General features: G+C 68.6%; 24 protein-coding genes and 2 tRNA genes. 9 read left to right on the top strand and 17 right to left on the bottom strand.

Features of this window, described 5'->3' with window-relative positions; translation table 11 throughout:
• Nucleotides 1-43: 43 nt before the first annotated feature.
• From lon to ACK4K7_RS15315, 6 genes are all read right to left on the bottom strand, one after another.
• Nucleotides 44-2,455 (bottom strand): endopeptidase La, encoded by a 2,412-nt coding sequence (lon, locus tag ACK4K7_RS15340; protein ID WP_431867339.1) that lies wholly within the window; start codon nt 2,453-2,455, stop codon nt 44-46.
• A gap of 89 nt (nt 2,456-2,544) precedes the next feature.
• Nucleotides 2,545-3,066, bottom strand: coding sequence for a hypothetical protein (locus ACK4K7_RS15335; RefSeq protein WP_431867338.1), 522 nt, complete (start codon nt 3,064-3,066; stop codon nt 2,545-2,547).
• A 16-nt stretch (nt 3,067-3,082) separates the two neighbouring features.
• Nucleotides 3,083-4,342 carry an ATP-dependent Clp protease ATP-binding subunit ClpX gene (gene clpX, locus ACK4K7_RS15330; protein ID WP_431867336.1) on the bottom strand — a complete coding sequence of 420 codons (1,260 nt, stop codon included), beginning with the start codon at nt 4,340-4,342 and terminating at the stop codon, nt 3,083-3,085.
• A gap of 93 nt (nt 4,343-4,435) precedes the next feature.
• Nucleotides 4,436-5,077, bottom strand: coding sequence for an ATP-dependent Clp endopeptidase proteolytic subunit ClpP (gene clpP / locus ACK4K7_RS15325; RefSeq protein WP_431867334.1), 642 nt, complete (start codon nt 5,075-5,077; stop codon nt 4,436-4,438).
• 124 nt (nt 5,078-5,201) lie between these two features.
• Nucleotides 5,202-5,894, bottom strand: coding sequence for a hypothetical protein (locus ACK4K7_RS15320; RefSeq protein WP_431867332.1), 693 nt, complete (start codon nt 5,892-5,894; stop codon nt 5,202-5,204).
• 65 nt (nt 5,895-5,959) lie between these two features.
• Entirely contained in the window at nt 5,960-6,424 is a 465-nt protein-coding gene (locus tag ACK4K7_RS15315; protein ID WP_431867331.1) for a glycine zipper 2TM domain-containing protein, read from the bottom strand.
• 157 nt (nt 6,425-6,581) lie between these two features.
• Here ACK4K7_RS15315 and ACK4K7_RS15310 point away from each other — a divergent pair, with 157 nt between their 5' ends.
• Nucleotides 6,582-7,043, top strand: a complete 462-nt coding sequence (locus ACK4K7_RS15310) for a Uma2 family endonuclease (protein ID WP_431867330.1) — start codon at nt 6,582-6,584, stop codon at nt 7,041-7,043.
• 74 nt (nt 7,044-7,117) lie between these two features.
• The gene (locus tag ACK4K7_RS15305; protein ID WP_431867328.1) at nt 7,118-7,693 is read left to right on the top strand and encodes a Uma2 family endonuclease; all 576 of its coding nucleotides are present in this window, start codon (nt 7,118-7,120) and stop codon (nt 7,691-7,693) included.
• A gap of 21 nt (nt 7,694-7,714) precedes the next feature.
• On the opposite strand, the gene ettA is transcribed toward ACK4K7_RS15305, so the two are convergent.
• Nucleotides 7,715-9,394 (bottom strand): energy-dependent translational throttle protein EttA, encoded by a 1,680-nt coding sequence (ettA, locus tag ACK4K7_RS15300; protein ID WP_431867327.1) that lies wholly within the window; start codon nt 9,392-9,394, stop codon nt 7,715-7,717.
• Nucleotides 9,395-9,497: 103 nt separating this feature from the next.
• On the opposite strand from ettA, the gene ACK4K7_RS15295 reads away from it, so the two are divergent.
• Complete coding sequence (locus ACK4K7_RS15295; RefSeq protein WP_431867325.1) at nt 9,498-10,913, top strand: M28 family peptidase; 1,416 nt, start codon at nt 9,498-9,500, stop codon at nt 10,911-10,913.
• Between the two features lie 7 nt (nt 10,914-10,920).
• Here ACK4K7_RS15295 and ACK4K7_RS15290 read toward each other — a convergent pair whose 3' ends face one another.
• The 5 genes from ACK4K7_RS15290 to ACK4K7_RS15270 all read right to left on the bottom strand — a co-directional run bounded on the left by ACK4K7_RS15290 (nt 10,921) and on the right by ACK4K7_RS15270 (nt 16,344).
• Nucleotides 10,921-12,804: a serine hydrolase domain-containing protein gene (locus ACK4K7_RS15290; RefSeq protein WP_431867323.1), complete on the bottom strand. Its 1,884-nt coding sequence runs from the start codon at nt 12,802-12,804 to the stop codon at nt 10,921-10,923.
• Between the two features lie 87 nt (nt 12,805-12,891).
• A tRNA-Pro gene (locus ACK4K7_RS15285) sits at nt 12,892-12,968 on the bottom strand.
• 41 nt (nt 12,969-13,009) lie between these two features.
• Nucleotides 13,010-13,084: transfer RNA gene (locus ACK4K7_RS15280), tRNA-Ile, on the bottom strand.
• A gap of 47 nt (nt 13,085-13,131) precedes the next feature.
• Complete coding sequence (locus ACK4K7_RS15275) at nt 13,132-14,838, bottom strand: sensor histidine kinase (protein WP_431867321.1); 1,707 nt, start codon at nt 14,836-14,838, stop codon at nt 13,132-13,134.
• A 204-nt stretch (nt 14,839-15,042) separates the two neighbouring features.
• The gene (locus ACK4K7_RS15270; RefSeq protein WP_431867319.1) at nt 15,043-16,344 is read right to left on the bottom strand and encodes a hypothetical protein; all 1,302 of its coding nucleotides are present in this window, start codon (nt 16,342-16,344) and stop codon (nt 15,043-15,045) included.
• Between the two features lie 207 nt (nt 16,345-16,551).
• Between ACK4K7_RS15270 and yaaA the strand changes: the two genes are divergently transcribed.
• A complete protein-coding gene (gene yaaA / locus ACK4K7_RS15265) occupies nt 16,552-17,295 on the top strand; it encodes a peroxide stress protein YaaA (RefSeq protein ID WP_431867317.1) in 744 nt (247 codons plus the stop codon).
• 187 nt (nt 17,296-17,482) lie between these two features.
• A complete protein-coding gene (gene gyrA / locus ACK4K7_RS15260; RefSeq protein ID WP_431867371.1) occupies nt 17,483-20,197 on the top strand; it encodes a DNA gyrase subunit A in 2,715 nt (904 codons plus the stop codon).
• 36 nt (nt 20,198-20,233) lie between these two features.
• On the opposite strand, the gene ACK4K7_RS15255 is transcribed toward gyrA, so the two are convergent.
• Nucleotides 20,234-20,671 carry a DUF488 family protein gene (locus tag ACK4K7_RS15255; protein ID WP_431867316.1) on the bottom strand — a complete coding sequence of 146 codons (438 nt, stop codon included), beginning with the start codon at nt 20,669-20,671 and terminating at the stop codon, nt 20,234-20,236.
• A 74-nt stretch (nt 20,672-20,745) separates the two neighbouring features.
• Between ACK4K7_RS15255 and ACK4K7_RS15250 the strand changes: the two genes are divergently transcribed.
• From ACK4K7_RS15250 to trmFO, 4 genes are all read left to right on the top strand, one after another.
• Nucleotides 20,746-21,288 carry a GbsR/MarR family transcriptional regulator gene (locus ACK4K7_RS15250; protein ID WP_431867314.1) on the top strand — a complete coding sequence of 181 codons (543 nt, stop codon included), beginning with the start codon at nt 20,746-20,748 and terminating at the stop codon, nt 21,286-21,288.
• Between the two features lie 141 nt (nt 21,289-21,429).
• Nucleotides 21,430-21,807 (top strand): hypothetical protein, encoded by a 378-nt coding sequence (locus tag ACK4K7_RS15245; protein ID WP_431867312.1) that lies wholly within the window; start codon nt 21,430-21,432, stop codon nt 21,805-21,807.
• A 54-nt stretch (nt 21,808-21,861) separates the two neighbouring features.
• On the top strand, nt 21,862-22,308 hold the full coding sequence (locus ACK4K7_RS15240; RefSeq protein ID WP_431867311.1) for a hypothetical protein: 447 nt from the start codon (nt 21,862-21,864) through the stop codon (nt 22,306-22,308).
• Nucleotides 22,309-22,364: 56 nt separating this feature from the next.
• On the top strand, nt 22,365-23,681 hold the full coding sequence (gene trmFO, locus ACK4K7_RS15235) for a methylenetetrahydrofolate--tRNA-(uracil(54)-C(5))-methyltransferase (FADH(2)-oxidizing) TrmFO (RefSeq protein WP_431867309.1): 1,317 nt from the start codon (nt 22,365-22,367) through the stop codon (nt 23,679-23,681).
• A gap of 27 nt (nt 23,682-23,708) precedes the next feature.
• Here the strand turns inward: trmFO and ACK4K7_RS15230 are convergent, their stop codons facing one another.
• The 4 genes from ACK4K7_RS15230 to ACK4K7_RS15215 all read right to left on the bottom strand — a co-directional run.
• Nucleotides 23,709-24,032 carry an energy transducer TonB gene (locus ACK4K7_RS15230; protein WP_431867307.1) on the bottom strand — a complete coding sequence of 108 codons (324 nt, stop codon included), beginning with the start codon at nt 24,030-24,032 and terminating at the stop codon, nt 23,709-23,711.
• 140 nt (nt 24,033-24,172) lie between these two features.
• Nucleotides 24,173-24,622: an EF-hand domain-containing protein gene (locus ACK4K7_RS15225; RefSeq protein ID WP_431867305.1), complete on the bottom strand. Its 450-nt coding sequence runs from the start codon at nt 24,620-24,622 to the stop codon at nt 24,173-24,175.
• Nucleotides 24,623-24,704: 82 nt separating this feature from the next.
• The gene (locus ACK4K7_RS15220; RefSeq protein WP_431867303.1) at nt 24,705-25,364 is read right to left on the bottom strand and encodes a squalene/phytoene synthase family protein; all 660 of its coding nucleotides are present in this window, start codon (nt 25,362-25,364) and stop codon (nt 24,705-24,707) included.
• A 63-nt stretch (nt 25,365-25,427) separates the two neighbouring features.
• Nucleotides 25,428-26,543 (bottom strand): pyruvate dehydrogenase complex E1 component subunit beta (locus tag ACK4K7_RS15215; RefSeq protein WP_431867302.1); only part of this gene is annotated, 1,116 nt, incomplete at its 5' end.

Genomic DNA, 26,543 nt, shown 5'->3' with positions numbered 1-26,543 from the left:
CGTGCGCCTTTCCGGATGGCGGGCGATGCCGCGCCGCCACACTTCAGTGGCGGATCGAAACCCCTTGCGACTCGTCGGGCGCCGCGGCCAGCTCGGTCGGCGGAACGGCGGCGAGCTCGTCCGCCTCGCTCCATTCGATCGGCACGACCGGGGTGGCGAGCGCGTGGAGCAGCACCTCGTCGACATGGCTGACGCTGACGATCTCCAGTCCTTCCCGAATATTGGCCGGGATTTCGGCGAGGTCCTTTTCGTTCTCGGCCGGGATCAGCACCTTGGAGATGCCGCCGCGCAGCGCCGCGAGCAGCTTCTCCTTGAGGCCGCCGATCGGCAGCACGCGGCCGCGCAGCGTCACCTCGCCGGTCATCGCGACGTCGCGGCGCACCGCGATGCCGGTCAGCGTCGAGATGATCGCCGTCACCATTCCGATGCCGGCCGACGGACCGTCCTTCGGCACCGCCCCTTCGGGCAGGTGGACGTGGATGTCGCGTCGGGCGAACAGGCTCGGCTTGACGCCGTAGCTCGGGCTGCGCGCCTTGACGAAGGAGAAAGCGGCCTGGACCGACTCCTGCATCACTTCGCCCAGCTTGCCGGTGGTCTTGATCTGGCCCTTGCCCGGCACGGTCACCGCCTCGATGGTGAGCAGTTCCCCGCCCACTTCGGTCCAGGCGAGGCCGGTGACGGCGCCGATCTGGTCCTCTTCCTCCGAAACGCCATGGCGATAGCGGCGCACGCCGGAGAAATCGGCGACATTGTCCGGCGTCACCTCCACCTTCTCAGCCTTGCCTTCGAGAATCTGGCGCAGCGCCTTGCGCGCGACCTTGGCGATCTCGCGCTCCAGCGTGCGCACGCCGGCCTCGCGGGTATAGTGGCGGATCAGCGCCCGCAGCCCTTCCTCGGTGAATGCGAGTTCGCCGTCCTGAAGACCGTGCGCCTCGATCTGCTTGGGGATGAGGTGACGCCGGGCGATCTCGACCTTCTCATCCTCCGTATAGCCTTCGAGGCGAATGATCTCCATCCGGTCGAGCAAAGGCTGCGGGAGGTTGAGCGAGTTCGCCGTGGTGACGAACATCACGTCGGACAGGTCGTAATCGATCTCCAGATAATGGTCCTGGAACTTCGCATTCTGCTCGGGATCGAGAACCTCAAGCAGCGCGGAAGCGGGATCGCCGCGGAAATCCTGGCCCAGCTTGTCGATCTCGTCGAGCAGGAAGAGCGGGTTCGACGTGCCCGCTTTCTTGAGGTTCGAGATCACCTTGCCGGGCAGCGAGCCGATATAGGTGCGGCGGTGGCCGCGGATTTCCGCCTCGTCGCGCACGCCGCCCAGCGACTGGCGCACGAATTCGCGGCCCGTCGCGCGAGCGATCGAGCGACCGAGCGAGGTCTTGCCGACGCCGGGCGGCCCGACGAGGCACAGGATCGGGCCCTTCAGGCGGTTGGTGCGGGCCTGGACGGCCAGATATTCGACGATCCGGTCCTTGACCTTCTCGAGGCCGTAATGATCCTCGTCGAGCACCGCCTGCGCCTCGGCGATGTCCTTCTTCACCTTCGACTTCTTGCCCCAGGGCAGGCCCAGCAGCACGTCGAGATAGTTGCGCGACACCGTCGCCTCGGCGGACATCGGCGCCATGGCGCGCAGCTTCTTCAGCTCCTGCTTCGCCTTGGCGCGGGCTTCGCGCGAGAGCTTGGTCCGCTCGATCTTGCGGGACAGCTCGGCGATCTCGTCGCCCTCGCCTTCCTCGCCCTCGTTGCCGAGCTCGCGCTGGATCGCCTTCAGCTGCTCGTTGAGATAATATTCGCGCTGGGTCTTCTCCATCTGGCGCTTCACGCGCGAGCGGATCTTCTTCTCGACCTGGAGCACGCCGAGCTCGCCTTCCATGAAGGCGAAGGCCATCTCCATCCGGCGCACCGGATTGAGCTCGGCGAGCAGCGCCTGCTTGTCCGACACCTTTATGTTGATGTTGGCGGCGACGGCGTCGGCGAGCTTCGACGGCTCCTCGATCTGCGACAGCTGGACGGCGGTCTCGGCCGGAAGCTTCTTGTTGAGCTTGGAATAATTTTCGAACTGCTCGACGACCGAGCGCATCAGCGCCTGCACCTCGGTCCCTTCCGGCTCGTCGGCGTGGACCGCCTCGACGTCGGCGACGAGATGCTGCCCCTCGGAGCGCAGCGCCTGCAGGCTCGCGCGGCTCTGGCCCTCCACCAGCACGCGCACCGTGCCGTCCGGCAGCTTCAGGAGCTGGAGAACGGTCGCCACCACGCCAAGGTCGTAGAGCGCCTCCCGGTCCGGATCGTCTTCGGCCGGATCGAGCTGGGAAACGAGGAAGATCTGCTTGTCCTGCGCCATCGCGCTTTCCAGCGCCGCCACCGATTTGTCGCGGCCGACGAACAGCGGCACGATCATGTGCGGGAAGACGACGATGTCGCGCAAGGGAAGGACGGGGAAGGACAGGGTCATGTATACTCCGGCACGGGCCATTGGCTCTCGCGCTCTATATGGGGAGAAAGGCGGGGAGCATCAATCCGCCACGGCGGCGGTGCGGCGCGTCAGGCCCCCGACGCGCCTCCCAGCAGGATCGCGGCGGCCGCGAAGCTGTTCTGGAGCGCGTGGATCGCGACCACGATTCCGCAGGCGAGCCAGAAGCCGCGTTCGCGCCAGGTGAGGAAGGCGATCGACATCAGCAGGAACGGCCACCAGGCGACGAAGCCCCAGATCGGCGCCGCCAGGCTGTGCGCGACTCCCCATCCCACCGCGCTCAGGAACACCGCCGGCGCGGGGCCGAGGAAGCGGTTGAGGAGGAGAAGCGGCGGCACCATGAAGGCGGTCTCCACCGCCGGCACGACGAGCACCAGCAGGAAGACCGTCCAGGCCTCGTCGACCGGGCCGAGGTCGGGCTGGGCCGCCTCGGGCGCCACCGCCCCGGCGAGAACCGACAGCAGGATGCTTCCGGCGAGGCTCAGCAGCCAGGCCTTGAGGATGAAGGACCAGGGCCGGGCCGGCCGGAACAGGAATTCCGGGAATGGCGCAAGCGCCGCGGGGCGCTCGCGCCGCTCGTCCCCGGACGTCACCCTGCGTCAGCCCGGCTCAGGCCGCGCTCTCGCCCTTCTTCTCGGCATAGACGCGGACCGGCTCCTTGCGGCCTTCCACCACGTCCTTGTCGATCAGCACCTCGTCGACCCCGTCCATCGACGGCAGGTCGAACATCGTGTCGAGCAGGATGTTCTCGAGGATCGAACGCAAGCCACGCGCGCCGGTCTTGCGCTCGATCGCCTTCTTCGCGACCGCCACCAGGGCATCGTCGGTGAAGGTGAGATTCACATCCTCCATCTCGAACAGCTTGGCATATTGCTTGATGAGCGCGTTCTTCGGCTCGCGCAGGATCTTGACGAGCGCGTCGGTGTCGAGATCCTCCAGCGTCGCGATCACCGGCAGGCGGCCGACGAACTCGGGGATCAGGCCGAACTTCAGCAGATCCTCCGGTTCGCCCTGGCGCAGCACCTCGCCGGTGCGGCGCTCCTCGGGCGCGGCGACATGGGCGCCGAAGCCGATCGACTTGCCCTGCAGGCGGTCGGCGATGATCCGCTCCAGCCCGGCAAAGGCGCCGCCGCAGATGAACAGGATGTTGGTCGTGTCGACCTGCAGGAATTCCTGCTGCGGATGCTTGCGGCCGCCCTGCGGCGGGACGGAGGCGGTGGTGCCTTCCATCAGCTTCAGGAGCGCCTGCTGGACGCCCTCGCCAGACACGTCGCGCGTGATCGAGGGATTGTCCGACTTGCGGCTGATCTTGTCGATCTCGTCGATATAGACGATGCCGCGCTGCGCCCGCTCGACATTATAGTCGCTCGCCTGGAGCAGCTTCAGGATGATGTTCTCCACGTCCTCGCCGACATAGCCGGCTTCGGTGAGCGTGGTCGCATCCGCCATGGTGAACGGCACGTCCAGAATGCGCGCCAGCGTCTGCGCGAGCAAGGTCTTGCCGCAGCCGGTCGGGCCGACGAGCAGGATGTTCGACTTGGCGAGCTCGACGTCAGCGCCCTTCTGGCCATGGGCCAGCCGCTTGTAATGGTTGTGGACGGCGACGGAGAGCACGCGCTTGGCGTGGCTCTGGCCGATCACATAATCGTCCAGCACCTTGCAGATTTCGAGCGGCGTCGGGACCCCGTCCCTGGTCTTCACCAGAGCGGACTTGGTCTCCTCGCGGATGATGTCGTTGCAAAGCTCGACGCATTCGTCGCAGATGAACACGGTCGGCCCGGCGATGAGCTTCCTCACTTCGTGCTGCGATTTGCCGCAGAAGGAGCAGTAGAGGGTGCTCTTGGAGTCGCCGCCGCTCAGTTTCGTCATATGTCTTCCCTCGCGGGCCTATGAGGCCGCCCGTCTCTGCCCCGTCAGCATACATCCTGACGGTAAATTGATACGCTTACAATCGCCTAAACGTCAGGCGGTGGATTTCGCCGCATCCTCGTCGGCGGGGCTCGGCCGCTTCTCGAACACCTCGTCCACGAGGCCGAACTCCTTGGCCTCGATCGCGCCGAAGAAGCGGTCGCGCTCGACGGCCTTCTCGATCTCCTCGATCGGCTGCCCGGTATTCTTCGCCATCAGCTCGTTCATCCGGTGCCGGATGCGCAGGATTTCCTTGGCCTGGATCTCGATGTCGCTGGCCATGCCCTGCGCGCCGCCCGACGGCTGGTGGATCATGATCCGGGCATTGGTGAGCGCGACCCGCATGCCGGGCTCGCCGGCCGCGAGCAGGAAGGCGCCCATCGAGGCGGCCTGGCCGATGCAGACCGTGCCGACCCGCGGCCGGATATATTGCATCGTGTCGTGCATCGCCATGCCGGCCGTCACCACCCCGCCCGGCGAGTTGATGTACATGTAGATGTCCTTCTTCGGATTCTCGCTCTCCAGATAGAGGAGCTGCGCCGTCACCAGCGTCGCCATATGATCCTCGACGGGGCCGGTCACGAAGACGATCCGCTCCCGCAGCAGGCGGGAATAGATGTCGAAGCTGCGCTCGCCCCGGTTCGATTGCTCGATGACGATCGGCACGAGGCCGGCGGCGATATCTTCATGATCCATGGGTGGAGAGCATCCTGATTGTGGTGAGTGTCGAACGACACAAAGCAAGATCGGGGCGGCGAGGCAAGGGTTCAAGGCCCCGCCCCTTCCTCCCGCCGCAACGGGCCGGCGCGCGGCGGCGGTCTCAGCGCCTGAACGTCAGGCCGAACGTCACTGCCTCGCCGATCCCGCCGTCGCGATCGGCGCGGTAGAGGAGATCGACGTCGAACCGCGCGCCCGGCGGCGTCCAGCGCAGGCCGGTCTGCAGCCCCTTCTCGCCCGTGTCGCCCACGAACGCCTCCGCCATCACCAGCAGCTGCTCGCTCGCTTCATGGACGATCTGGGCGCCCCAGGTGGCGCGGTGGCCGACAGCGCCGCGGGTCCAGGCCCAGCCGGCGTTGAGATTGAGGCGCAGCCGCGGATCGAGGTCGAAGGTGACCGGCATGACGAGGCTCGCCGAACCCAACCTGCGGTCCACCACGCTGATCCCGGCCGCGCCGGACAAGGCGACGGCCACCCCGCGGCGCGCGGGCAGCAGCGCATATTTGACGGTCGGGCCGAGGACGACGTCGCGATCGCCGCCTTCGCGCGAGTAGGACAGCTCAGCCCCGACGTCGAAGCGAGGCGCGTCGCCCGGGGTGCAACTCGGCGCGACGACGGCGAGCCGGGCGCCGCGGGCGAAGGTCGCCCAGCCTTCCACCTGGCATTCGCCCGGCTCCTGGACCTCCGCGTCGTCGACGATATGGGCGCCGCCCCCCGCATGCGCGGGAACCGCCGCCGCCGCCAGCAAGGCTGCGAGCGACGGCGCGGCAAGGCGGCGGTGCACGGACGTCCCCATTCGAGGCGCCGCTATCGCCAGCCCCGCCGGGGGGCGTCAACCCCTTTCCGGTTCGGCGAACCGGGTCAGCAGCTGCGGTCGATTTCCCGGCCGATCAACGCGCCCGCGCCGGCGCCGACGATCGCGCCGGTCGTACCGCCGCGGCGATAATAGCCGCCGCCGCGCGCCACTTCGCGGCCGAGCAGGGCGCCGACCACGCCGCCGATCACCGCGCCGGCCGTGCCGTCGCCGCACCGCTCGCGATAGACCGGGCGCGCATAGCCGCGCTGCGGATAATGGCGCCGGGCGCCCTGGTAATAATCGCCGGGGCGATAAGGCCGGTAGCCGCGATCATATCCGCCGTGCCGGCCGTAGCGGTCGTAGCGATAGTCGTAGCCGCGGTCGGCGTAGCGATCGTCGTAACGATCGTCGTAACGATCGTAATAGCCGTCCTGATAATAAGGGTCGTCATAATAGCCCTGCGCCTGGGCGGCGGCGGGCAAGGCGACGAGCGCCGCGGCGGCGGTGCCGATAAGGATCTTCCCGAGCATATACTGGCTCCCTGAAAGCGGCGCGGCGACTCGCCTGCCGGAGCCTCTTCTCTGCCGCCACGCTAATGAGCGGAGCATGAACAATGCTGCTGCTGCTGCGGAACCCGCTGGACGGCCGAGGCTTTGAGCCGAAAGCCCCGCATGATAGGATTCCCGCATGACGGCACTGCGCAAAGGGGACGAGCCCCGGCCGGTGAAGCTCACCGTGGAGGATTTCCTGCGCCTCGACGCGGCCGGCGCCTTCGCGTCCTACGCCAAGACCGAGCTCATCGAGGGCGTTATCGTCGCGATGAACGCACAGCATGCGGCCCATGCCCGCGCGCAAGGCCGGCTGTTCCGCAGACTGGCGGAAGCGGTAGAGCGGTTCCTGCCCGGCCACGAGGCGCTGATCGTAGAGATCTCCGACACCACTCTCGCCTTCGACCTCGGCACCAAGGCGAGAGCTTATGCGGCGAACAACATTGCCGAATATTGGGTGGTCGACCTGCCGGGCGGACGTGTTCGCCAATTGTGGTCGCCGTCAGCCAACGGCTATGCCGAGAGCCGCGAGATCGCGATCGGACAACCAATCGAGGCGGTGACCCTCACCGGCCTCCGCGTCGAGACCGCCGGCATCTGAGCGGACATTCCCGCCCGCTTCGGCCGCGGCATAGTCCCCTTCAATGGCGCGGCAGCGCATGATAAAATGACGGCGTGTCCGAGCATCTGCCCCTCAACATATCCCCGCTGCCGGTGAAGCTGCGGATCGGGGACTATCTGCTGCTGGACGATGCGGGGGCGTTCGACGGCTATCGAAAGACCGAGCTGATCGAGGAGGAGGTGTTGTTCATGAACGCCCAGCACCGGCCGCACGTCCGGATCAAGTCGCGGCTCCATGTGCTGCTGGCGGAGGCGTTGAGATCGCATGGAGGCGGACTGGAAGCGATCGTGGAAGGTTCGATCGCCATTCCGCCGATCAACGTCCCGGGACCCGATATCGTGGTGACGAGCGAAGCCGAAGGTAAAGGCCTGGTCCCTCTGGAATCCGTGCATCTGATCGTCGAGGTCGCCGACGCGACGCTCAAGAACGACCTCACCGTCAAGGCCGCCGTCCATGCTCGCCACGGCGTCCCGGAATATTGGGTCGTGGATGTCGAAGGCCGCGCGATCCACCAGATGTCGGCGCCGGACGGCGAGGAATATCGCGAGCGGCGGAAGATCGGGTTGGGCAGGCGTATCGAAGCGGTGACGCTGACGGGGCTTGCGGTCGCGACGGAGGGGGTCGGTTAGGAGCCCCTCCGCCCCGAAGGATCAGCGGGTGAGCTTCCGGTACGTCACCCGGTGGGGCCGGTCCGCCTCGGGACCCAGCCGCCGCAGCTTGTCTTCCTCATAGGCTTCGAAATTGCCTTCGAACCATTCGACATGGCTGTCGCCCTCGAAAGCGAGGATGTGGGTGGCGAGGCGGTCGAGGAAGAAGCGGTCGTGGCTGATCACCACCGCGCAGCCGGCGAAATTCTCGAGCGCATCCTCCAGCGCGCGCAGCGTCTCGACGTCAAGATCGTTGGTCGGCTCGTCAAGCAGCAGGACGTTGCCGCCCTGGCGCAGCATCTTCGCCATATGGACGCGGTTGCGCTCGCCGCCCGAAAGCTGGCCGACCTTCTTCTGCTGGTCGCCGCCCTTGAAGTTGAAGGCGCCGACATAGGCGCGGGTCGCGACCTCGTGCTTGCCGAGCCGGAACACGTCGAGCCCGTCCGAAATCTCCTCCCAGACGTTCTTGTTCGGATCGAGCGCGTCGCGGCTCTGGTCGACATAGCCGAGCTTCACCGTCTCGCCGATCCGGATCGAGCCGGCGTCGGGCTGTTCCTGGCCGGTGATGAGCTTGAACAGGGTGGATTTGCCGGCGCCGTTCGGCCCGATCACGCCGACGATGCCGCCGGGCGGGAGCGTGAAGTCGAGATTTTCGAACAGCAGCTTGTCGCCATAGGCCTTGGTAAGGCCCTGGGCCTCGATCACCGTGCCGCCCAGCCGCTCGGGCACCTGGATCAGGATCTGGGCCTTGCCCGGCGTCCGGTTCTCCTGCGCCTCGACCAGTTCGTCGAAGGCGCGGATACGGGCCTTTGACTTGGCCTGGCGCGCCTTCGGGCTGCGCCGGATCCATTCCAGCTCTTCCGCGATCGCCTTCTGCTTGCCCTGCTCCTCGCGCTCCTCCTGCTCGAGCCGCTTGGCTTTCTTCTCGAGATAGCCGGAGTAATTCGACTCGTAGATGTAGTAGCGGCCGCGATCGAGCTCGAGCACCCAGTTCACGACATTGTCGAGGAAGTAGCGGTCGTGGGTGACGAGGATGACGTTGCCGGGATAGTCGATCAGATGCTTTTCCAGCCACTGCACGCTCTCGGCGTCCAAGTGGTTGGTCGGCTCGTCGAGCAGCAGGATGTTGGGCTTTTCGAGCAGCAGGCGGGTGAGCGCCACGCGGCGCTTTTCGCCGCCGGAGAGATTTTCGACCGAGCTGTCGCCGGGCGGGCAGCGCAGCGCGTCCATCGCGATCTCGAGCTGGTTGTCGAGCGTCCAGCCGTCGACCGCGTCGATCTTCTCCTGAAGTTCGCCCATCTCGGTCATTAGCGCGTCGAAATCCGCGTCCTCGGGCGGATCGGCCATGATGGTCGAAATCTCGTTGAACCGTTCCATCATGTCGGCGACGGGGCGAACGCCGTCCATGACGTTCTCCTTCACCGTCTTGGTGGGATCGAGCTGCGGCTCCTGCTCCAGATAGCCGACGCGGATCCCCTCGCCCGGCCAGGCCTCGCCCTGGAACTCGGTGTCGCGGCCGGCCATGATCTTCATCAGCGTCGATTTGCCGGTGCCGTTCGGCCCGATGATCGCGATCTTGGCGTCGGGATAGAATTGCAGGTTGATGTTGTTCAGCACGGGCTTCGGCGCGCCCGGGAAGGTCTTGGTCATGTTCTTCATGACGAAGCTGTACTGTGCGGCCATGGCGGCGCTTTCTCCGGATAGCTGTGACGGGTGGATTTGGGCGCCTACCTAGTGACGCAGCGGGCGATTGGCAAACGGCGCGTGGGGCCGCTAAGGCCCTCCCATGAAGAAGCTCCTGATCGCCGCCGCCGCCATTCCCGGCCTCGCCTTCGCCACGCCTCCGATCATGCCGCCCGGGCCGCCGCCGTCCCCGCCGCCCCTCTCGGAAATGGCGCCGGGGCTGCGCGACGCCGCCCTGTCGGACGATCTCGCCTGGAACCTCATCGAAGGTCTCACCACCGAGGTGGGACCGCGTCTCGCCGGCACAGAGGCGGAAGCGCGGGCGCGGCAATGGGCGGTCGCAAGGCTGCGCGAACTCGGCTTCGCGAACGTGCGGGTCGAGGACTTCCCGATGCAGGTGTGGGTGCGCGGCGCGGAGACGGCGGAGATCGTCGCTCCCTTCCCGCAGAAGCTCGCCGTCACCGCGCTCGGCCGCAGCGGCGCGACTCCGGAGGCGGGCCTCGCCGCCGAGGTGGTGGGCTTCCGCGACCTCGCCGCGCTCGCCGCCGCTCCGGACGCCGCCGTGCGCGGCCGTATCGTCTATGTCGGCCATGCGATGATGCCGACCCAGGACGGGTCCGGCTACGGCCATTTCGGCCCGGTCCGTTTCGCGGGGCCCGGCATCGCCGCCCGCAAGGGCGCCGCGGCCATCGTCATCCGCTCGGCCGGGACCGACCGCGACCGGCGCAACCCGCACACCGGCATGACGAGCTGGCCGGAAGGCGTCGCCGCCATTCCCGCCGGCGCCCTGTCCAACCCGGATGCCGACCAGCTCGAGCGCATCCTCGCCCGCGGCCAGCCGGTGCGGATGCGGCTCGCGCTCACGCCGCGCTGGATCGGCGAGCGCATGTCCGGCAACGTCGTCGCCGAAGTGCCGGGCACCGATCCTTCGGCCGGCGTGGTGCTGATCGGCGGCCATCTCGACAGCTGGGATCTGTCGCCTGGCGCGCTCGACAATGCCGCCGGGGTCGGCATCACCGTCGCCGCCGCCAAGCGGATCATGGACGCTGGCCGTCCCCGCCGCACCATCCGCGTCGTCCTGTTCGGGGCGGAAGAGGTCGGCGTGATCGGCGGCGCGGCCTATTTCGAACGGCACCGCGGCGCCGGCGACGTCGTCTTCGTGTCGGAAAGCGATTTCGGCGCCGACCGCATCTGGCGGATGGACGCGAGCTTCGACGACGCCGCCCGTCCGATCGCCGACCGCGTCGCCGCCCTCCTCGGCCCGCTCGGCGTCACGCGCGGCACCGCGCCCGCCGGCGCCGGCGCGGACCTCGGCGCCTGGGCGCGCGACGGCGTCGCCGCGATCAGCCTCAGGCAGGACGGTCTGCGCTATTTCGACTTCCATCACACGCCCGAGGACACGCTCGACAAGGTCGATCCGGCCCAGCTGCGGCAGAATGTCGCCGCCTGGACGGCGATGCTGGCGGTGGTGGCCGACGCGCCGGAGCCGATCGGGCGGGTCGAGCGACCGCGCCCCTGACCAGGCGTCAGAAATCGGTGGAGACGCTGGCGAGGCCGAAGGCGTAGAGCAGCACGCCGCTCGTCGCCGCGGCGGTTCCGACAGCGGCGCGTAGCCCGCCGGCGGCGTAGCGACCGCTCCGGACCAGCACCGCCGCATGGGCAAGGACGGCCAAGGCGGCGACGGGCGTCAGCATCGCCATCGCGCCGAGCCCCGTCAGCGCCGGTCCGGACGTGCCCAGCTTGTACGGGTCGTCGCTCACGACGGCGATCAACACGAACCATCCGATCAGGGTCGCAAGCATGAACGCGACGCCGATCCTCGAGGCCCGCACGAACCGGTCCTGGCGCTCGGGCGGCCGCCGGCCCCATAAGCGCCTGGATGCCGCCGCCACGGGGATGGCGAGGCCGGCCACCAGAATCGCTCCGGTCGACGCGCCGAACAGTGGAAGGGCGAATGCCATCCAGGCCGGCGCGCGCTCCAGATCGCTGACGGGGTTCACCATGGCGCTCGCGAACCGGACCACCTGGCCATCGGGATCGCGCACCAGCACGAGCGGAGTCCCGGTGACGGCCTCCGCGAAGCGATCTTCGCCCTGCGGGATCCAGACCCGCGGCTCTCCCGCCAAATCGACGACGGAATCGATGCGGAGATTGCCCTGCGCGTCGGCGCGCACCCCGACGAGGTTCAAGTCGCTCAGCTTCAGCGGTCCCGCGCGAAATCGCCGGGCGGGAAGCCAATGGCCTTCCGCGTCGCGCGCCGTCGAACGGCCGAATGCCCGCGGCGCGGCGCCGGGCGCGAAGCGGTCGATGACCGCAGCGGGAAGCTCGGCGCGGATGTCCAGGGCAATGCCGTTCCGGCCCATCCCGGTCATCCCGAGATACCAGCCGATCCCCAGTTCCGGGATCATCTCCATGTCGGTGACGACGGCGGCGGTCGTGCCCGGATGACCGACATAGGCCGTTCCGCGATGCTCGCGCACGACGAAACCCAGCCCGAAACCCGCGGGCAAGCCGGGCGCGAGCGGCCGGTGCAGGCGAAGCATGTTCGCGAGCGTGCCGCTCCCGACCAGCCGTCCGGCGCCCTCGGATCCGTCCTCCGTCAGGGCGACCAGCAACCTGCCCATGTCTTCCGCCGAGGCGCTCATCGCCCCGGCCGGCGGGATGGCGATGAATTCGAACCGCGTCGCAGTCCTCGCCGACGCACCGTAGGTCGACGCCAAACGGCTGCCGCGCGCCCCTTCGGGAGGCTGCGCGAAAGTGGCCGTCCGCATGCCCAGGGGTTCGAAGATCCGCTCCCTCGCGGCGACATCGAACGGCTTACCGGTCGCCCGTTCCACGATGCAGGCGGCAAGCGCGGCGCCCGAATTCGAATAGGACACGCGCTCCCCCGGCGGGCTCACCCGCCGCGGGAGATGGTCGCGGACCGTGTCGCACAGTCCGGCCGTCGGTCTTCCGAACACCCCCATATAGCGTTCGCTGAAGCCGGCGCTGTGGGTCAGCAGGTGGCGCATCGTGATCGGCAGGCCGAATTGCGGTTCGATCCTGAACGGCAGATAGGCGTTGACGTCGCGGTCGAGGTCGAGCCTGCCCTCGTCGACGAGCTGCATGGCCATCAGCCAGATCGCGAGCTTGGAGATGGAGGCCTGGCGCAGAAGGTGGTGTTCGGGAGAGAGCTGTTCGCCGCTGTCCAGATCGGCGACGCCATAGCCGCGCGACAGGATCACCCGCCCGTCGCGCACCACGATCAGGGCGCCCCCGGGCACCTCGCCGTCGGCAAGCGCCGCCGCGACATGGCGGTCGAAGAATGCGGCGACGTCGGCGTCCGACGGCCGCGCCCGAAGCGGGGAAGGCGCCAGGCACAGGAGAGCGACGGCGGCAAGCACACAAGCGGCATGAACATATCTGAACAACCCGCCCTCCCCCGCTTAGCACCAACACTTCTTGGTGAGCTATAGCGGTAACACGGTCAAGCCGCCGGAATGGGGAGGAAGGAAAGATGGTCGGGGAGACAGGATTCGAACCTGCGACCCTCTGCTCCCAAAGCAGATGCGCTACCAGGCTGCGCTACTCCCCGACGTGCCGGCTGTGACTGCGAACCCGGCCGCGGTCAATAGATGGTGGGCCCGGAGGGATTCGAACCCCCAACCTAGCCGTTATGAGCGGCCGGCTCTACCGTTGAGCTACAGGCCCCACCTCCCCCGCCGATAGCCGAGGCGCGGGGGCGGGGACAAGGCGGTTCAGGCGGTGCCCTCTTCGCCGGTCCCGCCGGCGCGGGCGTCCGGCAGCAGCGCCGGCAGGTGAAGCGAGAAGCGGCTCTCCGCGATGTCGAGGCCGCCGCCGCTCGCTTCGGCCAGGTTCCTCACCAGCCGCAACGCGAAGCCGAGGCCGAGCGCCGGCGCGGCCGGCCAGTCGCCTTCCGGACTGTAGCCCGGATCGAGCAGCGCCGCCTCGTCGAGGTCGGACACCGCCCGCGGGCGTTCGACCGACAGGCAGATCGCCTGGCGTCCGGCACATTGCGACGCCTCCATCCGGGCGGTCAGCGTCTCGCCCTCTTCGGCAAGCCCGATCGTCGCGGCGAGCAGGCGCGCGAACATGCGTTCGGCAGCTTCCGGCTCCACCATGGCGGGCGGCAGGTCGCGCGCGATCTCCACCTTGAGCGCGGCGCCGCGATGCTGCGCGATCCGCTCGTAGGAATCGTGCAGGCGGCACAGCAAGGCGACGGCGTCGACCGCGCCTTCGCCGAGTTCCAGCCGCCGGCTCTCCAGCCGGGCGGCGGTGTCGAGATCGTCGACCGCCGACAAAAGCCGCCGTGCCTGATCGATGATATCGACCGCGCGGTGCCGATAACCGTCGGCGGCGGGGCCCATATATTGGCCGTCGATCATCTCCGCGAAGCCGAGAATGGCGTTCAGCGGCGTGCGCAGCTCGTGGATGAGCTGGCGCAGCGAGTCCGGCTCAAGGCTCGTCCCGAACAGCCCCCCCGCCGCATCGCTCCGCGCGACCTCGTCGAGCCGCGGCCGCCGTCCCGTACCGCGGAAGCCGAGGAAGTTGCCGCGCGCCGGATCGAAGAAGGGAACGCCCGAGATGCGCCAGTCGCCGGCCGCCGGCCCTTCGCCCGGAATGGAGAAGCGCGCGTCGCGGAACGGCGCCCGGCGCTCGAACGCGCCCGCCGCCTGGCCGTCGACGCCGTGCTGGCCGCGTTCGGCGATCGCGGCGATCGACAGGCCCACCAGCGGCCCGCGCGGCGCGCCTTCCACCCAGATCAGGATGCCGTCCGTGCCCGTTTCCCAGCGGAACGCCTCGACCCGCTCCCCCGCCGGCGCCGCGACGGGAGCGGGAGCGTGGACGGGCGCCGGGCGCGGCGCCGCGGCGCGCTGGCGGCGAAAGGCTTCGATCCGCGCCACCAGCTCGCGGATCTGTGCCTCGCCGCCGGCTCCGGCGTCCGGCACGGACGGTGTCGGAGGCGCGGCTACGGCTGCGGGGGCGGCTTCGACCGCGGGTGCGTCGCGGCCGAGCCGGAAATCGGTCGGCCCGAAGGCGGCGAGCGCCTGCACGACGTCCGGCCCCAGGTCGCGGCGGTGCCGAAGCAGCGAGCGCGCGGTCGGGCCGAGTTCGGGGAGGATTTCCACCCATTCGGGCGACGACAGCCGCACCGCCCGGAACAAGGGCGCGCAGACGCTCGGATGGTCCTCGGCGAAGAAGCGCAGCAGCAGCGGGTCGATGCGCAGCCCCGCCAGCGCGCGGGCGCTCTGCCGGCGCGTCTCGATCGGCACTTCGTCGCGATGATAGCGAAGATAGGCGAAGGCGCATTCGACCGCCGGGTCGCCGCCCCGCTCGCGGCGCTGGGCGAGAAGGTCGACGAGCTGACGCCATTTGGCGTCGCGCTCGCGGGCCGTCCCCATCGGCTGCGCCAGCACCGTCGCGATCATGTCGTTGAAACGCACCGCCCGAACCTGCCTTGTCGTTGGCGCGAAGCGGCGGCCGTCCGCCCTTCGCCTTTCCTGCCTAATCCTCGCGCGGGGCGCGCGGAAGCGTCCATATCGGGACGTTGCAAAACGGGACGGGCGGAGCGGTCGGTGCGGCGTGCGTTGGGCACGAAAAAGGGCGCCGGTGCGGCACCGGCGCCCTCTTCCGTTCGGCGGTTGGCCTCAGCCCTGCTGGGCGAGCCAGGTCAGCCAGAAATTGGCGAGCGCCTGGCGCGGACCGGTGACGGCGCGGAACGCCGTCTCGGCCTCCGCGCGCTGACCGGACTGGGCCAGCGCCATACCGAGGCGGGTGTTGACGAGGTTCGCGTCGACGCCGCCCTTCTCGAGCGCGGCGCGATAGAGCGTCACCGCCTTCGCATAGTCGCCATAGCCGTAATAAGCGTCGCCGATATTGAGCGCGAGCGTGCCGTTCGCGCCGGCCAACGCCTGCCGCTCCTGCTGGGCGAGCGAGGCGCGGTCGCCCGCGAGGCGGCCTTGGATCGAGGCGCGCAGGTCGCGGAAGGCCGGGCGGTTGCCGTCGATCATCCGGTTCTGGACGCCCGCTTCGAGGACCGCATTGGCTTCACCCGGCAGACCCGCCGCGTTCAGCATCTCGGCCATCTCGAAGAAGTCGCGCTCGCCGGCCAGGGCACGGGCGGTGCGCTGCAGCCGCATCAGGTCCAGCGCGGCGGCCCGGTCGAGCTGCGCCGAGTCGCGGTAGATGATCAGCGCGTCGCGCCAATTCTCCTGGGTCGGATAAGCGGCGACCAGCGCGCGGGCGAAGCCCACCGCCTGCGGCGTCAGCCGGCCGTCATAGGCGATCTTCAGGCCGCGCTTGTACCAATTCTCCGGCACCTGCTGGCCCGTGGCGCGCATCGCCTCGATCGCGCGGTCGAGCAGGGCGACGGCTTCGTTGCCCTTGTTGAGGCTGTGCTTCACTTCCGCGAGCCGCGCGAGCGCGGTCGGGTCGTTCGGACGCAGCTCGACGACGCGGGCATAAGCGGCCTCGGCCTTCGGCAGGTCGCGCGCCTGGGCGGCGAGCGCGCCCTGGTTGTTCAGCAGCTCGACCAGCTGTTCGGCCGGAGCGGCGCCGCTCGCGATCATCGCGTCGATCGCCTGGGCCTGGATCTGCTGGTTCTGCATGCCGACGCCGAGGCGCAGCTGCATCGCGGCCAGCATGTAGCGGCCGTCGGCGCCCTGCATGGCGGGCTGGGCGGCGGCGAGCGCGGTCTGGGCGGTGGCCCAATCCTGCGCCTCGATCGCGGTCTGCACCGGAAGCAGCGCAGCGCGCTCCTCGCGGGACAGGTTCATCTGGCGCTGGCCGTTCTGCGCCTGCGCCTGCGCGGGCTGCTGCTGCTGCGTCTGCTGACGCTGCCGCTCGCGCTGCTGGCGGCCCGGGATCTGGGCATTGGCGACGTCGACGGCGACGAGAGAACCGCCGCCGAACGCAAGCGCCACGCCGAGCGCGATCTTCGAAACCTTCATATAAGCTGCCTCCTGTTGACCGCCTCTCCAGCGGGCGAATCTGTTTCAATCCTGGCGGTTGCGGGGGTATCTACCGCCAATCGCCCGGCCTTTCTAGAGGTTGGCCGCTGAACGGCGCTTGAACCGCAAACCCCCGGAAATCCAGCGATTTTTGAGCCGAGGCGGCGCCGGTTTGACGGCCGGGCACGCGGCGGTTAGGCGGCCGCGATGATCGCCGTCATCTCTCCCGCCAAGACGCTGGACTACAAGACCGCCCTCCCCGCGCTCGCGGCCACCCGCCCGCGCTTCGAAGCGGAGGCGGAAGCATTGGCCGCCGCCGCCGCCGGCCTGTCGGCGCCGAAGCTCGGTACGCTGATGCACATCTCGGACAAGCTCGCCCGGCTCAACGCCGACCGCTTCCGCGGCTTTGCCGAAGGCGAGGAGCGGCCTGCCATCTACGCCTTCGCCGGCGACGTCTATGCCGGCTTCGAAGTCCACAGCCTGCCCGAGGAAGCGGTGCTGTTCGCGCAGGACCATCTGCGTATCCTGTCCGGTCTCTACGGCCTGCTGCGCCCGCTCGACGCCATCCGCCCCTATCGCCTCGAAATGGGGACGCGCTGGGCGCCCGGCCGCGCGCGCAACCTCTACGAACATTGGGGCAGCCGCGTCGCGGACGCGCTCCGGGCGGACCTCGACGGCGGCCCGATCGTCAATCTCGCCAGCAAGGAATATTGGCAGGCGGCCGCGCCGCACCTCGCGGACCTGCCGGTCGTGGAGATCGATTTCCGGGAGCGCGGACCGGACGGCCTGCGCTTCAACACGTTCAACGCCAAGCGGGCGCGCGGCATGATGGCCCGCTTCATCTGCGAGCACCGCCTGACCGAGGCCGATCAGCTGAAAGGCTTCGACAGCGACGGCTACCGCTTCGACCCGGAGGGTTCCGACGCCGCGAAGTGGCGCTTCGTCCGCTGACCGCCGCCCTCGCGCGTACGCGCGTACGCGCGGGGTGGCCAAGGCGCATCCCATCGGCTAGGACCGGCGCCACTCATCTCCCGCGCGCCCGCGAGCGCCGAAACCGCACAACCAGGAACTGACATTGGCCAGCGCACCGCCGACCATCGAACCTTCGGACATCTCCCCTATCTCCATCGTCGAGGAGATGAAGACCTCCTATCTCGATTATGCGATGTCGGTGATCGTCAGCCGCGCGCTGCCCGACGTGCGCGACGGCCTGAAGCCGGTCCACCGCCGCATCCTCTTCGCTTGCCAGGAAGGCGGCTTCGTCGCGGGCCGCCCGTACCGCAAGTCCGCCAAGATCGTCGGCGACGTGATGGGCAACTACCATCCGCACGGTGACAGCGCGATCTACGACGCGCTCGCGCGCATGACCCAGGACTGGTCGATGCGCGTGCCGCTGGTCGACGGCCAGGGCAATTTCGGATCGATGGACCCCGATCCGCCCGCCTCGATGCGCTACACCGAGGCGCGGCTCGCCCGCGTCGCCATGACCCTGCTCGACGATCTCGACAAGGACACGGTCGATTTCACGCCGAACTATGACGGTTCGCGCATGGAGCCGCAGGTGCTCCCGGCCCGCTTCCCCAACCTGCTGGTGAACGGCGCCGGCGGCATCGCCGTCGGCATGGCGACCAACATCCCGCCGCACAATCTGGGCGAGGTCATCGCCGCCTGCAAAGCCTATATCGACAATCCCGCGATCACGATCGACGAGCTGATCGAGATCATCCCGGGTCCGGATTTCCCGACCGCGCCGCTGATCCTCGGCCAGGCCGGCGCCCGCTCCGCTTATCATACCGGCCGCGGCTCGATCATCATGCGCGCCCGCCACGAGGTGGAGGAAGGCCGGGGCGATCGCCGCTCGATCGTGCTCACCGCCATCCCCTACCAGGTCGGCAAGAACGGCCTGGTCGAGAAGATCGCCGAGGCCGCGAAGGAGAAGAGGATCGAAGGCGTCGCCGACATCCGCGACGAATCGAACCGCGAGGGCGTCCGCGTCGTCATCGACCTGAAGCGCGACGCCACGCCCGACGTCGTCCTGAACCAGCTGTGGCGCCACACCCCGGCCCAGTCCTCCTTCCCGGCCAACATGCTGGCGATCCGCGGCGGCCGGCCGGAGACGCTCAACCTTCGCGACATCATCGAAAGCTTCGTAAAATTCCGCGAGGAGGTGATCACCCGCCGCGCGAAGTTCGAACTCGCCAAGGCCCGCGACCGGGCCCACATCCTGCTCGGCCTCGTCATCGCCGTCACCAATCTCGACGAGGTGGTGCGGATCATCCGCGCCTCCGCCTCCCCGGCTGAAGCCCGGGCATCGTTGCTCGCCCGCGAATGGCCGGTGGCGGAGATCGCGCCCTATATCGCGCTCGTCGAGGCGGTGGAGCATGAAGTCGACGGCGACACCTACCGCCTGTCCGAGGCGCAGGTCCGCGCCATCCTTGAGCTTCGCCTCCACCGCCTCACCGCGCTCGGCCGCGACGAGATCGGCGGGGAGCTGCGCGAGCTCGCCACCTCGATCGGCGAACTGCTCGAAATCCTCGCCGACCGCGCCAAGCTCTACCAGGTGATGCGCGAGGAATTCGACGCCGTCTCCGCCCAATATGCGACGCCGCGCGTCACCCAGATCGCGCCCGCCGCCGACGGCATCGACGACGAGGACCTGATCGAGCGCGAGGACATGGTCGTGACCGTCACGATGGGGGGCTACATCAAGCGCACCCCGCTCGAGACCTTCCGCGCGCAGAAACGCGGCGGCAAGGGCCGGGCCGGCATGGCGACCAAGGACGAGGACGCCGTCACCCACCTGTTCGTCACCTCCACCCACACCCCGGTCCTGTTCTTCTCGACCGCCGGCAAGGTCTACCGTCTCAAGGTCTGGCGCCTGCCCGAAGGCGCGCCCCAGGCCCGCGGCCGGCCGATGGTGAACCTGCTCCCGCTCGGCGAGGGCGAGACCATCTCCACCGTCCTCCCGCTCCCGGAGGACGAGGAGGAGTGGAAGGACCTCCACGTCGTCTTCGCGACCGCGAAGGGGAGCGTCCGCCGCAACTCGATGGACGCCTTCGCCAACGTGCCGTCGAACGGCAAGTTCGCGATGCGCTTCGACGAAGGCGACGACGATTGCCTGATCGGCGTCGCGCTCCTGTCGGAAGAGGACGACGTCCTCCTCGCCACCCGCAACGGCAAGGCGATCCGCTTCGAGGCCACCGCCGTCCGCGAATTCCAGAGCCGCACGTCGACCGGCGTGCGCGGCATCACCCTGCTCGGCGACGACCGCGTCATTTCGCTGTCGATCCTCAAGGGCTTCGATGCGACCACCGAGGAGCGGGACGCCTATCTCCGCGCCGCGCCGTGGAAGGAGAATCAGAACCAGCCGACGCTCAGCCCCGAGCGCATGGCCGAGTTCGCCGAGGCGGAGGAGTTCATCCTCACCGTCACCGCCAACGGCTACGGCAAGCGCACCTCGGCCTTCGAATATCGCCGCACCAACCGCGGCGGCCAGGGCATCACCAACATCGAGACCTCGGCCCGCAACGGCCATGTGGTGGCGAGCTTCCCGGCCCATAACGGCGAACAGCTGATGCTGGTCACGGATCAGGCGAAGCTCATCCGCACGACCGTCGGCGACATCCGCATCGCCGGGCGCAACACGCAGGGCGTCACCATCTTCCGGGTCGCCGACAACGAGCATGTCGTCTCCGCCGCCCGCATCGACGAGGAAGAGGAGCCGGAGAACGAGGCGGAGGAGCTGGTGGCCGAAGATCTCGGCTCCGCCCCGCCCGCCGCCGCCGAGGACCAGGTCCGGCTCGACGACGGCACCGGCCCCGACACGCTCGACGAAAAAGACGTGGAGGAGTGATCCGGACGGACGGCGGCTGAGCCGCCGTCCGCGCCGCTAGCAGAACAGGTCGATCCGCTCCCAATCGGACAACGCTGCGGCGCGGAGCAGGCTGCGGTGGCATTGCTCCGGATCGCGCTCGTAGCAGAGCAGCGCCGAGGGCGCCTCCGCGGCGAGTTCCCGCATCCGCTCGGCCTCGACCACCGCCTCCATGGTTTCGAGCTGCTCCGCATAGATGCGGTCGAGCGCCGCCGAGTCCCCCCGCCGCGCCGCCGCCCGGCCGTCGGCCGGGGTGCCCAGCGCGCGCAGGTGGACGTAATCGATCCCGGCGTCCGCCAGCCCTCCCCGCAGCGCGTTCTTGGAAAAGCCCGGGCGGCGGGAATTGGGAACGGCCCGCACGTCGATCACCCGCGCGACGCCGGCGGAGCGCAGCGCCTCGATCAATTCCGCCTGGGTGGCGCTCTCATAGCCGATGGTGAACACCCGCTTCGTCATGCGTCACTTTTAGAGCGTGCGGCTTGACACGTCATCCGTAATCTGTAATTTCTGTTTTAACAGAAAGAACTGATATGTCACTGCTCGATCATCCCGACGTCAAAGCCTTCATCCTCCACTGGGGGGAAATGGGTACGCAGTGGGGCGTCAACCGCTCTGTGGCGCAGATCCACGCGCTTCTGTATCTGTCCGACCGCCCCCTCCCCGCCGACGAGATCGTCGATGCGCTCGGCATCGCCCGCTCCAACGTGTCGACCGGCGTGCGCGAGCTTCAATCCTACGGGATCGTCCGGCGCGTCCATGTCGAAGGCGACCGGCGCGACCATTTCGTCGCGGAAACCGACCTTTGGGAGATGTTGATGCGCATCGCGGCCGAGCGCAAGCGGCGCGAGATCGACCCCACCATCGCGCTGCTGGGGGAACTCTCTGAACGCCTGCGCGACGATGCCCGCGCGCCGGCCCATGTCCGCGAGCGGGTTACCCGGATGCACGAGTTCATCTCCACCCTCGGCGGCTGGTACGAACAGGTCCGCGTCCTTCCGAAATCCACCCTGGTCACGCTGATGAAGCTGGGCGGCAAAGTCGCCCGCTTCGTCTCTCCCCGCGCAAAGGAATAGCCCCTTCCACCACCCCGCTCGTGCAGGAGCATGTCCGATTATTTCTGTTTTTTCAGAAGATAGCGATAAGTCGTCGCCCCGGACAACGCCGTGCATGCCCGCCGCGTCCTCTGACCTCCGCTGATTCGAAGGAGAAAACCAATGGTCGAACTCTGCTACGCCCTCTATCTCGCGATCACCGCCGGCATCACGATCTGGGTCGCGCGGACCTTGTCGAAGAACGGCATCGTCTTCCTGGTCCAATGCTTCGGCCACAACGAGGAGCTCGCCCGCTCCACCAACCATCTGCTGGTGGTCGGCTTCTACCTCATCAATATCGGCTTCATCACGCTCACCCTCAGCCTCGGCGCGGAGCCGACCAGCCTGCCGGAGGCGATCCGTTTCCTCAGCGGCAAGGTGGGGCTCGCGGTGCTGGTGCTCGGCGCTATGCACTTCTTCAACATGTCGGCGATCGCCCATTTCGGCCGGCGGGTGAACCGCTGGCTGAACGATCAGGCGCCGGTCCCCGCCGGCAACTGAACCTTGGGGCTCCCTCGGGAGCCCCGTCCCGCTTCGTAGTGAGGACCAAGACCCATGTTCCCGCTCGCCGCGCGCGCCGCCGCCGTTCCGCAAGCCGCGCTCTGCTCAGGCCCGATCTTCGTCTTCGCCACATTCCTTGCGGAGCTCTACCTCCGTCTGCCCCACCCGGTGGCGCTGCCCCCCATCGGCGTCGTCCCCCCGGCGATACTCTCCAGCCTGCTGATGCTCGGCTTCTCGGCGATCGTGAGCGCGATCGTCGCGCTTATTCCGGTGCTGGTGGGCGCCACGGCGATGATGGGACTGTCCGCCCGGTTTCAGCCTGCGCGGCTGCCGCTTGCCTGGGCTTTGGCCGGAGCCGCTTGCGGAGCGGCGATCGCCTGGGCGTTGGACGCCGGGCCATCCATTTCCTTCGGCATCTTCGCCGCTTCCTCGGGAAGCGCCTGGATCGTCCGCCTGCGGCTGTGGAACGCGGAACTGGAAGCGGAGCTCTTCGGACGCTGACCAGGAGACCGCCGCATCGCCTTCCGATCCTCGCCGCGCTCGCCTAAGGAGCCGGCATGACCCACGACATCCACATCATCGGCGGCGGGCTCGCCGGTTCCGAAGCGGCCTGGCAGCTCGCCGAGGCCGGCCTCAAGGTCCGCCTTTCCGAAATGCGCGGCGGCGGGGACATGACGCCCGCCCACCACACCGACGGCCTGGCAGAGCTGGTCTGCTCCAACAGCTTCCGTTCGGACGATGCCGAGCACAATGCCGTCGGCCTGCTCCATGCCGAGATGCGGGCCTTGGGGTCCCTGATCATGGCGGCGGCCGACGCGCACCGCGTGCCGGCGGGCACCGCGCTCGCGGTCGATCGCGACGGCTTTTCGGCGCGGGTGACCGAGCGGCTCGCCGCCCACCCCGATGTCGAGATCGTGCGCGAGCGGGTCGACGCCCTCCCCTCCGGCCCCGCGATCGTCGCCACCGGGCCGCTCACCGCGCCCGGCCTCGCCGAGGCGATCCGCGGCGCCACCGGTTCCGATGCCCTCGCTTTCTTCGACGCGATCGCGCCGATCGTCTATCGCGAGACGATCGACATGGACGTCGCCTGGATGGCCTCCCGCTGGGACAAGGGGGAGACCAAGGATTACATCAACTGCCCAATGACGAAGGAGCAGTATCTCGCCTTCCACCAGGCGCTGCTCGACGGCGATAAGACCGAATTCCGCGAGTGGGAGAAGGACACGCCCTATTTCGAGGGCTGCATGCCGATCGAGGTGATGGCCGAACGCGGCGTGGACACGCTGCGCTACGGACCGATGAAGCCGGTCGGGCTGGACGATCCGAAGACGGGACGCTGGCCCTATGCCGTCGTGCAGCTCCGCCAGGACAACGCCCTGGGCACGCTGTGGAACATGGTCGGCTTCCAAACCAAGCTCAAATATGCCGAGCAGGTGCGGATCTTCCGGATGATCCCCGGCCTCGAACAGGCGGAATTCGCGCGGCTCGGCGGCCTGCACCGCAACACCTTCATCAATTCGCCCCGCCTGCTCGATCCGACGCTGCGGCTGCGCGGGCGGCCGAACATCCGCTTCGCGGGCCAGATCACCGGCTGCGAAGGCTATGTGGAATCGGCCGCCGTCGGCCTTCTTGCCGGGCGCTTCGCCGCCGCCGAGCTGAAAAGCGAGAGCCTCGCTCCGCCCCCGCCGGAAACGGCGCTGGGCGCCCTGCTCGGCCACATCACCGGCGGCGCCGAGGCCGATGACTATCAGCCGATGAACGTCAATTTCGGCTTGTTCCCGCCCGTGGAGGGCAAGGCGAAGAAGGCCGACCGCAAGCGCCTCTACACCAGCCGCGCCAGGGAGAAGCTGCAGGAATGGCAGGCGGCGTCCTGAACGCCCAAGGCGGGTCCGTGCGCCGGCTCAGTCGGTCGCGGGCATCGGCAGGGCAAGGTTGATCGACCGGGGGAGCTGCCAGTCGATCGTCTGAACCCAGCGCTGGGCCACCGCCTCGCCGGCTGCGCTGCGCGCCGGCGCGAACCGGAAGCGCCTGAGCACGATGTTGCAGCTCGCCTCGTCGAGCAGGGCCGATCCGCTGCTCTCCTGAACGACGCAGTCGCGCGGCCGGCCCGCGGGATCGACGACATATTGGAAGACGACCCGTCCCTGCTCGCCGCGCCTCCGCGCGGCGCTCGGATAATCCCGCTCTGTGACCGAGGCGCTGCGAAGCATCGCATGCTTCGCCACGGGCTCGGCTCCATCGGATTGGACCAGTACGGCCAGCAAAACGGCAATGCTCATTTGTTGTTCCCCCTGTGCGCCCCAGCGCTATACGAAGCTAAGGGGACGAGGAGTGACGCGCAACGGCTGATGGACAGCCGACCTCGTCAGCAGCTGCACTTCGCCTTCGGGCGCGGCTTGGGAGCCGTCGTGGCATATTCGGCGCGGGTCAGCATGCCGTCGCGATTGGCGTCGGCGGCGGCGAACTTGTCCGACGTCTTCACCACCCACTCCTCGAAGCTCAGCCGCCCGTCCCCGTTCTTGTCGAGCTTGGCGAAGGCTTTGCGCCGCGGCGCCAGCAGCTCTTCGCGCGAGATGCGGCCGTCGCGGTCCTTGTCAGCCCGGTCGAACCTCTTTTCCTCCTTCGTCCGGTCGGGCGCGGCGGGCGGGGTCGCCGGACGCTCGGCGGGGCGGAGCGGTGCCGGCGCCACGGCGACCGGGGGCTCCGGCGCAGGCGGAATCGGTCCCGCGTCAGGCTCGGCCTGAATCTTCCAGATGAAGAACCCGGCCAGCGTCAGCAGCAGCGCCGAACCGGCGCCCGCGAAGAACCGAAGCATGCGCGCCTCTCCTGCTCGAGGGAGCGGAAGCGGCAAGGGTCGGACGTAAATCCGTTTCGGACAAGCAAATATCCGAAACGGATCAAAAGCCGGTAAGACGGTGCTGCAGCATCCTCAGCATTCGGCGCGGCGCGCCCGGCTCCTCCCAGCCTTCGGTGCCGCGCTCGGCGTCCCGCGCGGCGAGCATCGCGAGCATCCCCGCCGGGCGCAGTCGCGCGGGCCAGCGGCCGCCATGGCTCCGCTCCCGCGCCGCCTGCACGGCCGCGGCCCGGTCGACCGCATTGGCGGAATGGCGCGCCAGGTCGATCAGCGCCCAGGCCTCGCCGCCGCGCTCGATGGACGCATCGCTTTCGCCGCCCAGCAGGCGTGCCGTGTAACGGAACAGCAGGCCGCCCCGCGCGGCGGCATAGCGAGCGAGCGCCTCCGGTTCGAGCGGATCGGGGCTGAGGAGGATCGTCCAGCCTTCCTCCATCCGCGACAATTCCTCGCCTCCGACGCCGTTCCCCACCACCTTCGAGGCAAGCGCCTGCAGCACCGGCTCACCGGGCGCGCCATCGCGGTCCAGCTTCTCGAGCGCCTCGCGCCACCAGGCGAGGCGGATCTGGCTGATCATCGGCTCGCGCCCGGTCGACAGCACCGAGGCGAAGGCGAGGTCCAGGCGCCAAAGCGCCTCGACCGCCGCGCGCCGCGCCGCCGGCACATAGGTCAAGGCAAGCCGGCGATCGTGATCGAACTCCATCATCGCCTGCCTCTCACCGCCCCGCCCGCCAAGGCATCTCGCGGGACTGAGGAAGGCGCTCCCACGTCAGCGGTAGCACACCTTCTTCGCCGCCTCGACCACGTCGTCGACCTTGATCAAGGCGAGCTTCTCGAGATTGGCGGCATAAGGCAGCGGCACGTCCACGTTGGTGACGCGCAGGACCGGGGCGTCGAGATCGTCGAACCCCTCCTCCATCGCGATCGCCATCAGCTCCGAGCTGATCGAGCAGACCGGCCAGCCTTCCTCGACGCAGACCATGCGGTTGGTCTTGGCGAGGCTGGCGAGCACCGTCTCCTTGTCGAGCGGGCGAAGGGTGCGCAGGTCGATCACCTCGGCTTCGATCCCCTCCTCGGCCAGCTTCGCCGCCGCGTCGAGCGCCACGCCCACGCCGATCGAATATGAGACCAGCGTCACGTCCTTGCCCTCGCGCGCGATCCGCGCCTTGCCGATGGGAAGGACGTAATCGTCGAGTTTGGGGACGTCGAAGCTCTGGCCGTAGAGCAGCTCGTTCTCCAGGAACACGACCGGATCCTCGCTCCGGATTGCGGCCTTCAGGAGCCCCTTGGCGTCCGCGGCGCTGTAGGGGGAGATGACGATGAGGCCGGGCACGTTGGCGTACCAGGGGCCGAAATTCTGGCTGTGCTGCGCCGCCACCCGGCTTGCCGCGCCGTTGGGGCCGCGGAACACGATCGGGCAGCGCATCTGCCCGCCTGACATATAGTTGGTCTTGGCGGCCGAATTGATGATGTGGTCGATCGCCTGCAGCGCGAAGTTGAAGGTCATGAACTCGATGATGGGCCTCAGGCCCCCCATCGCCGCGCCGCTGCCGACGCCGGCGAAACCATATTCGGTGATCGGAGTGTCGATCACGCGCCGGGCGCCGAACTCGTCGAGCAGGCCTTGGGTTACCTTGTAGGCGCCCTGATATTCCGCGACCTCCTCGCCCATCACGAACACGCGGTCGTCGGCCCGCATCTCCTCCGCCATCGCGTCGCGCAGCGCCTCGCGCACCGTCCGGCGCACCATCTCGGTGCCCTCCGGCACCTCCGGCTCGACCCGCAGCGACGCCGGCTTCTTCTCTTCCTTGGCGCTGACGGAAGCGGTCGCCTGCTGCGCCTGCGCCTCTTCCGCGGGCGAGGCGGCGATGCGCGCCTCGCCGCC

The sequence above is a fragment of the Allosphingosinicella sp. genome (assembly GCF_046295735.1).
Lineage (GTDB): Bacteria > Pseudomonadota > Alphaproteobacteria > Sphingomonadales > Sphingomonadaceae > Allosphingosinicella.
Note: the sequence above shows the minus strand (reverse complement) of the source record. Positions and strands in the feature narration are given on the sequence as shown.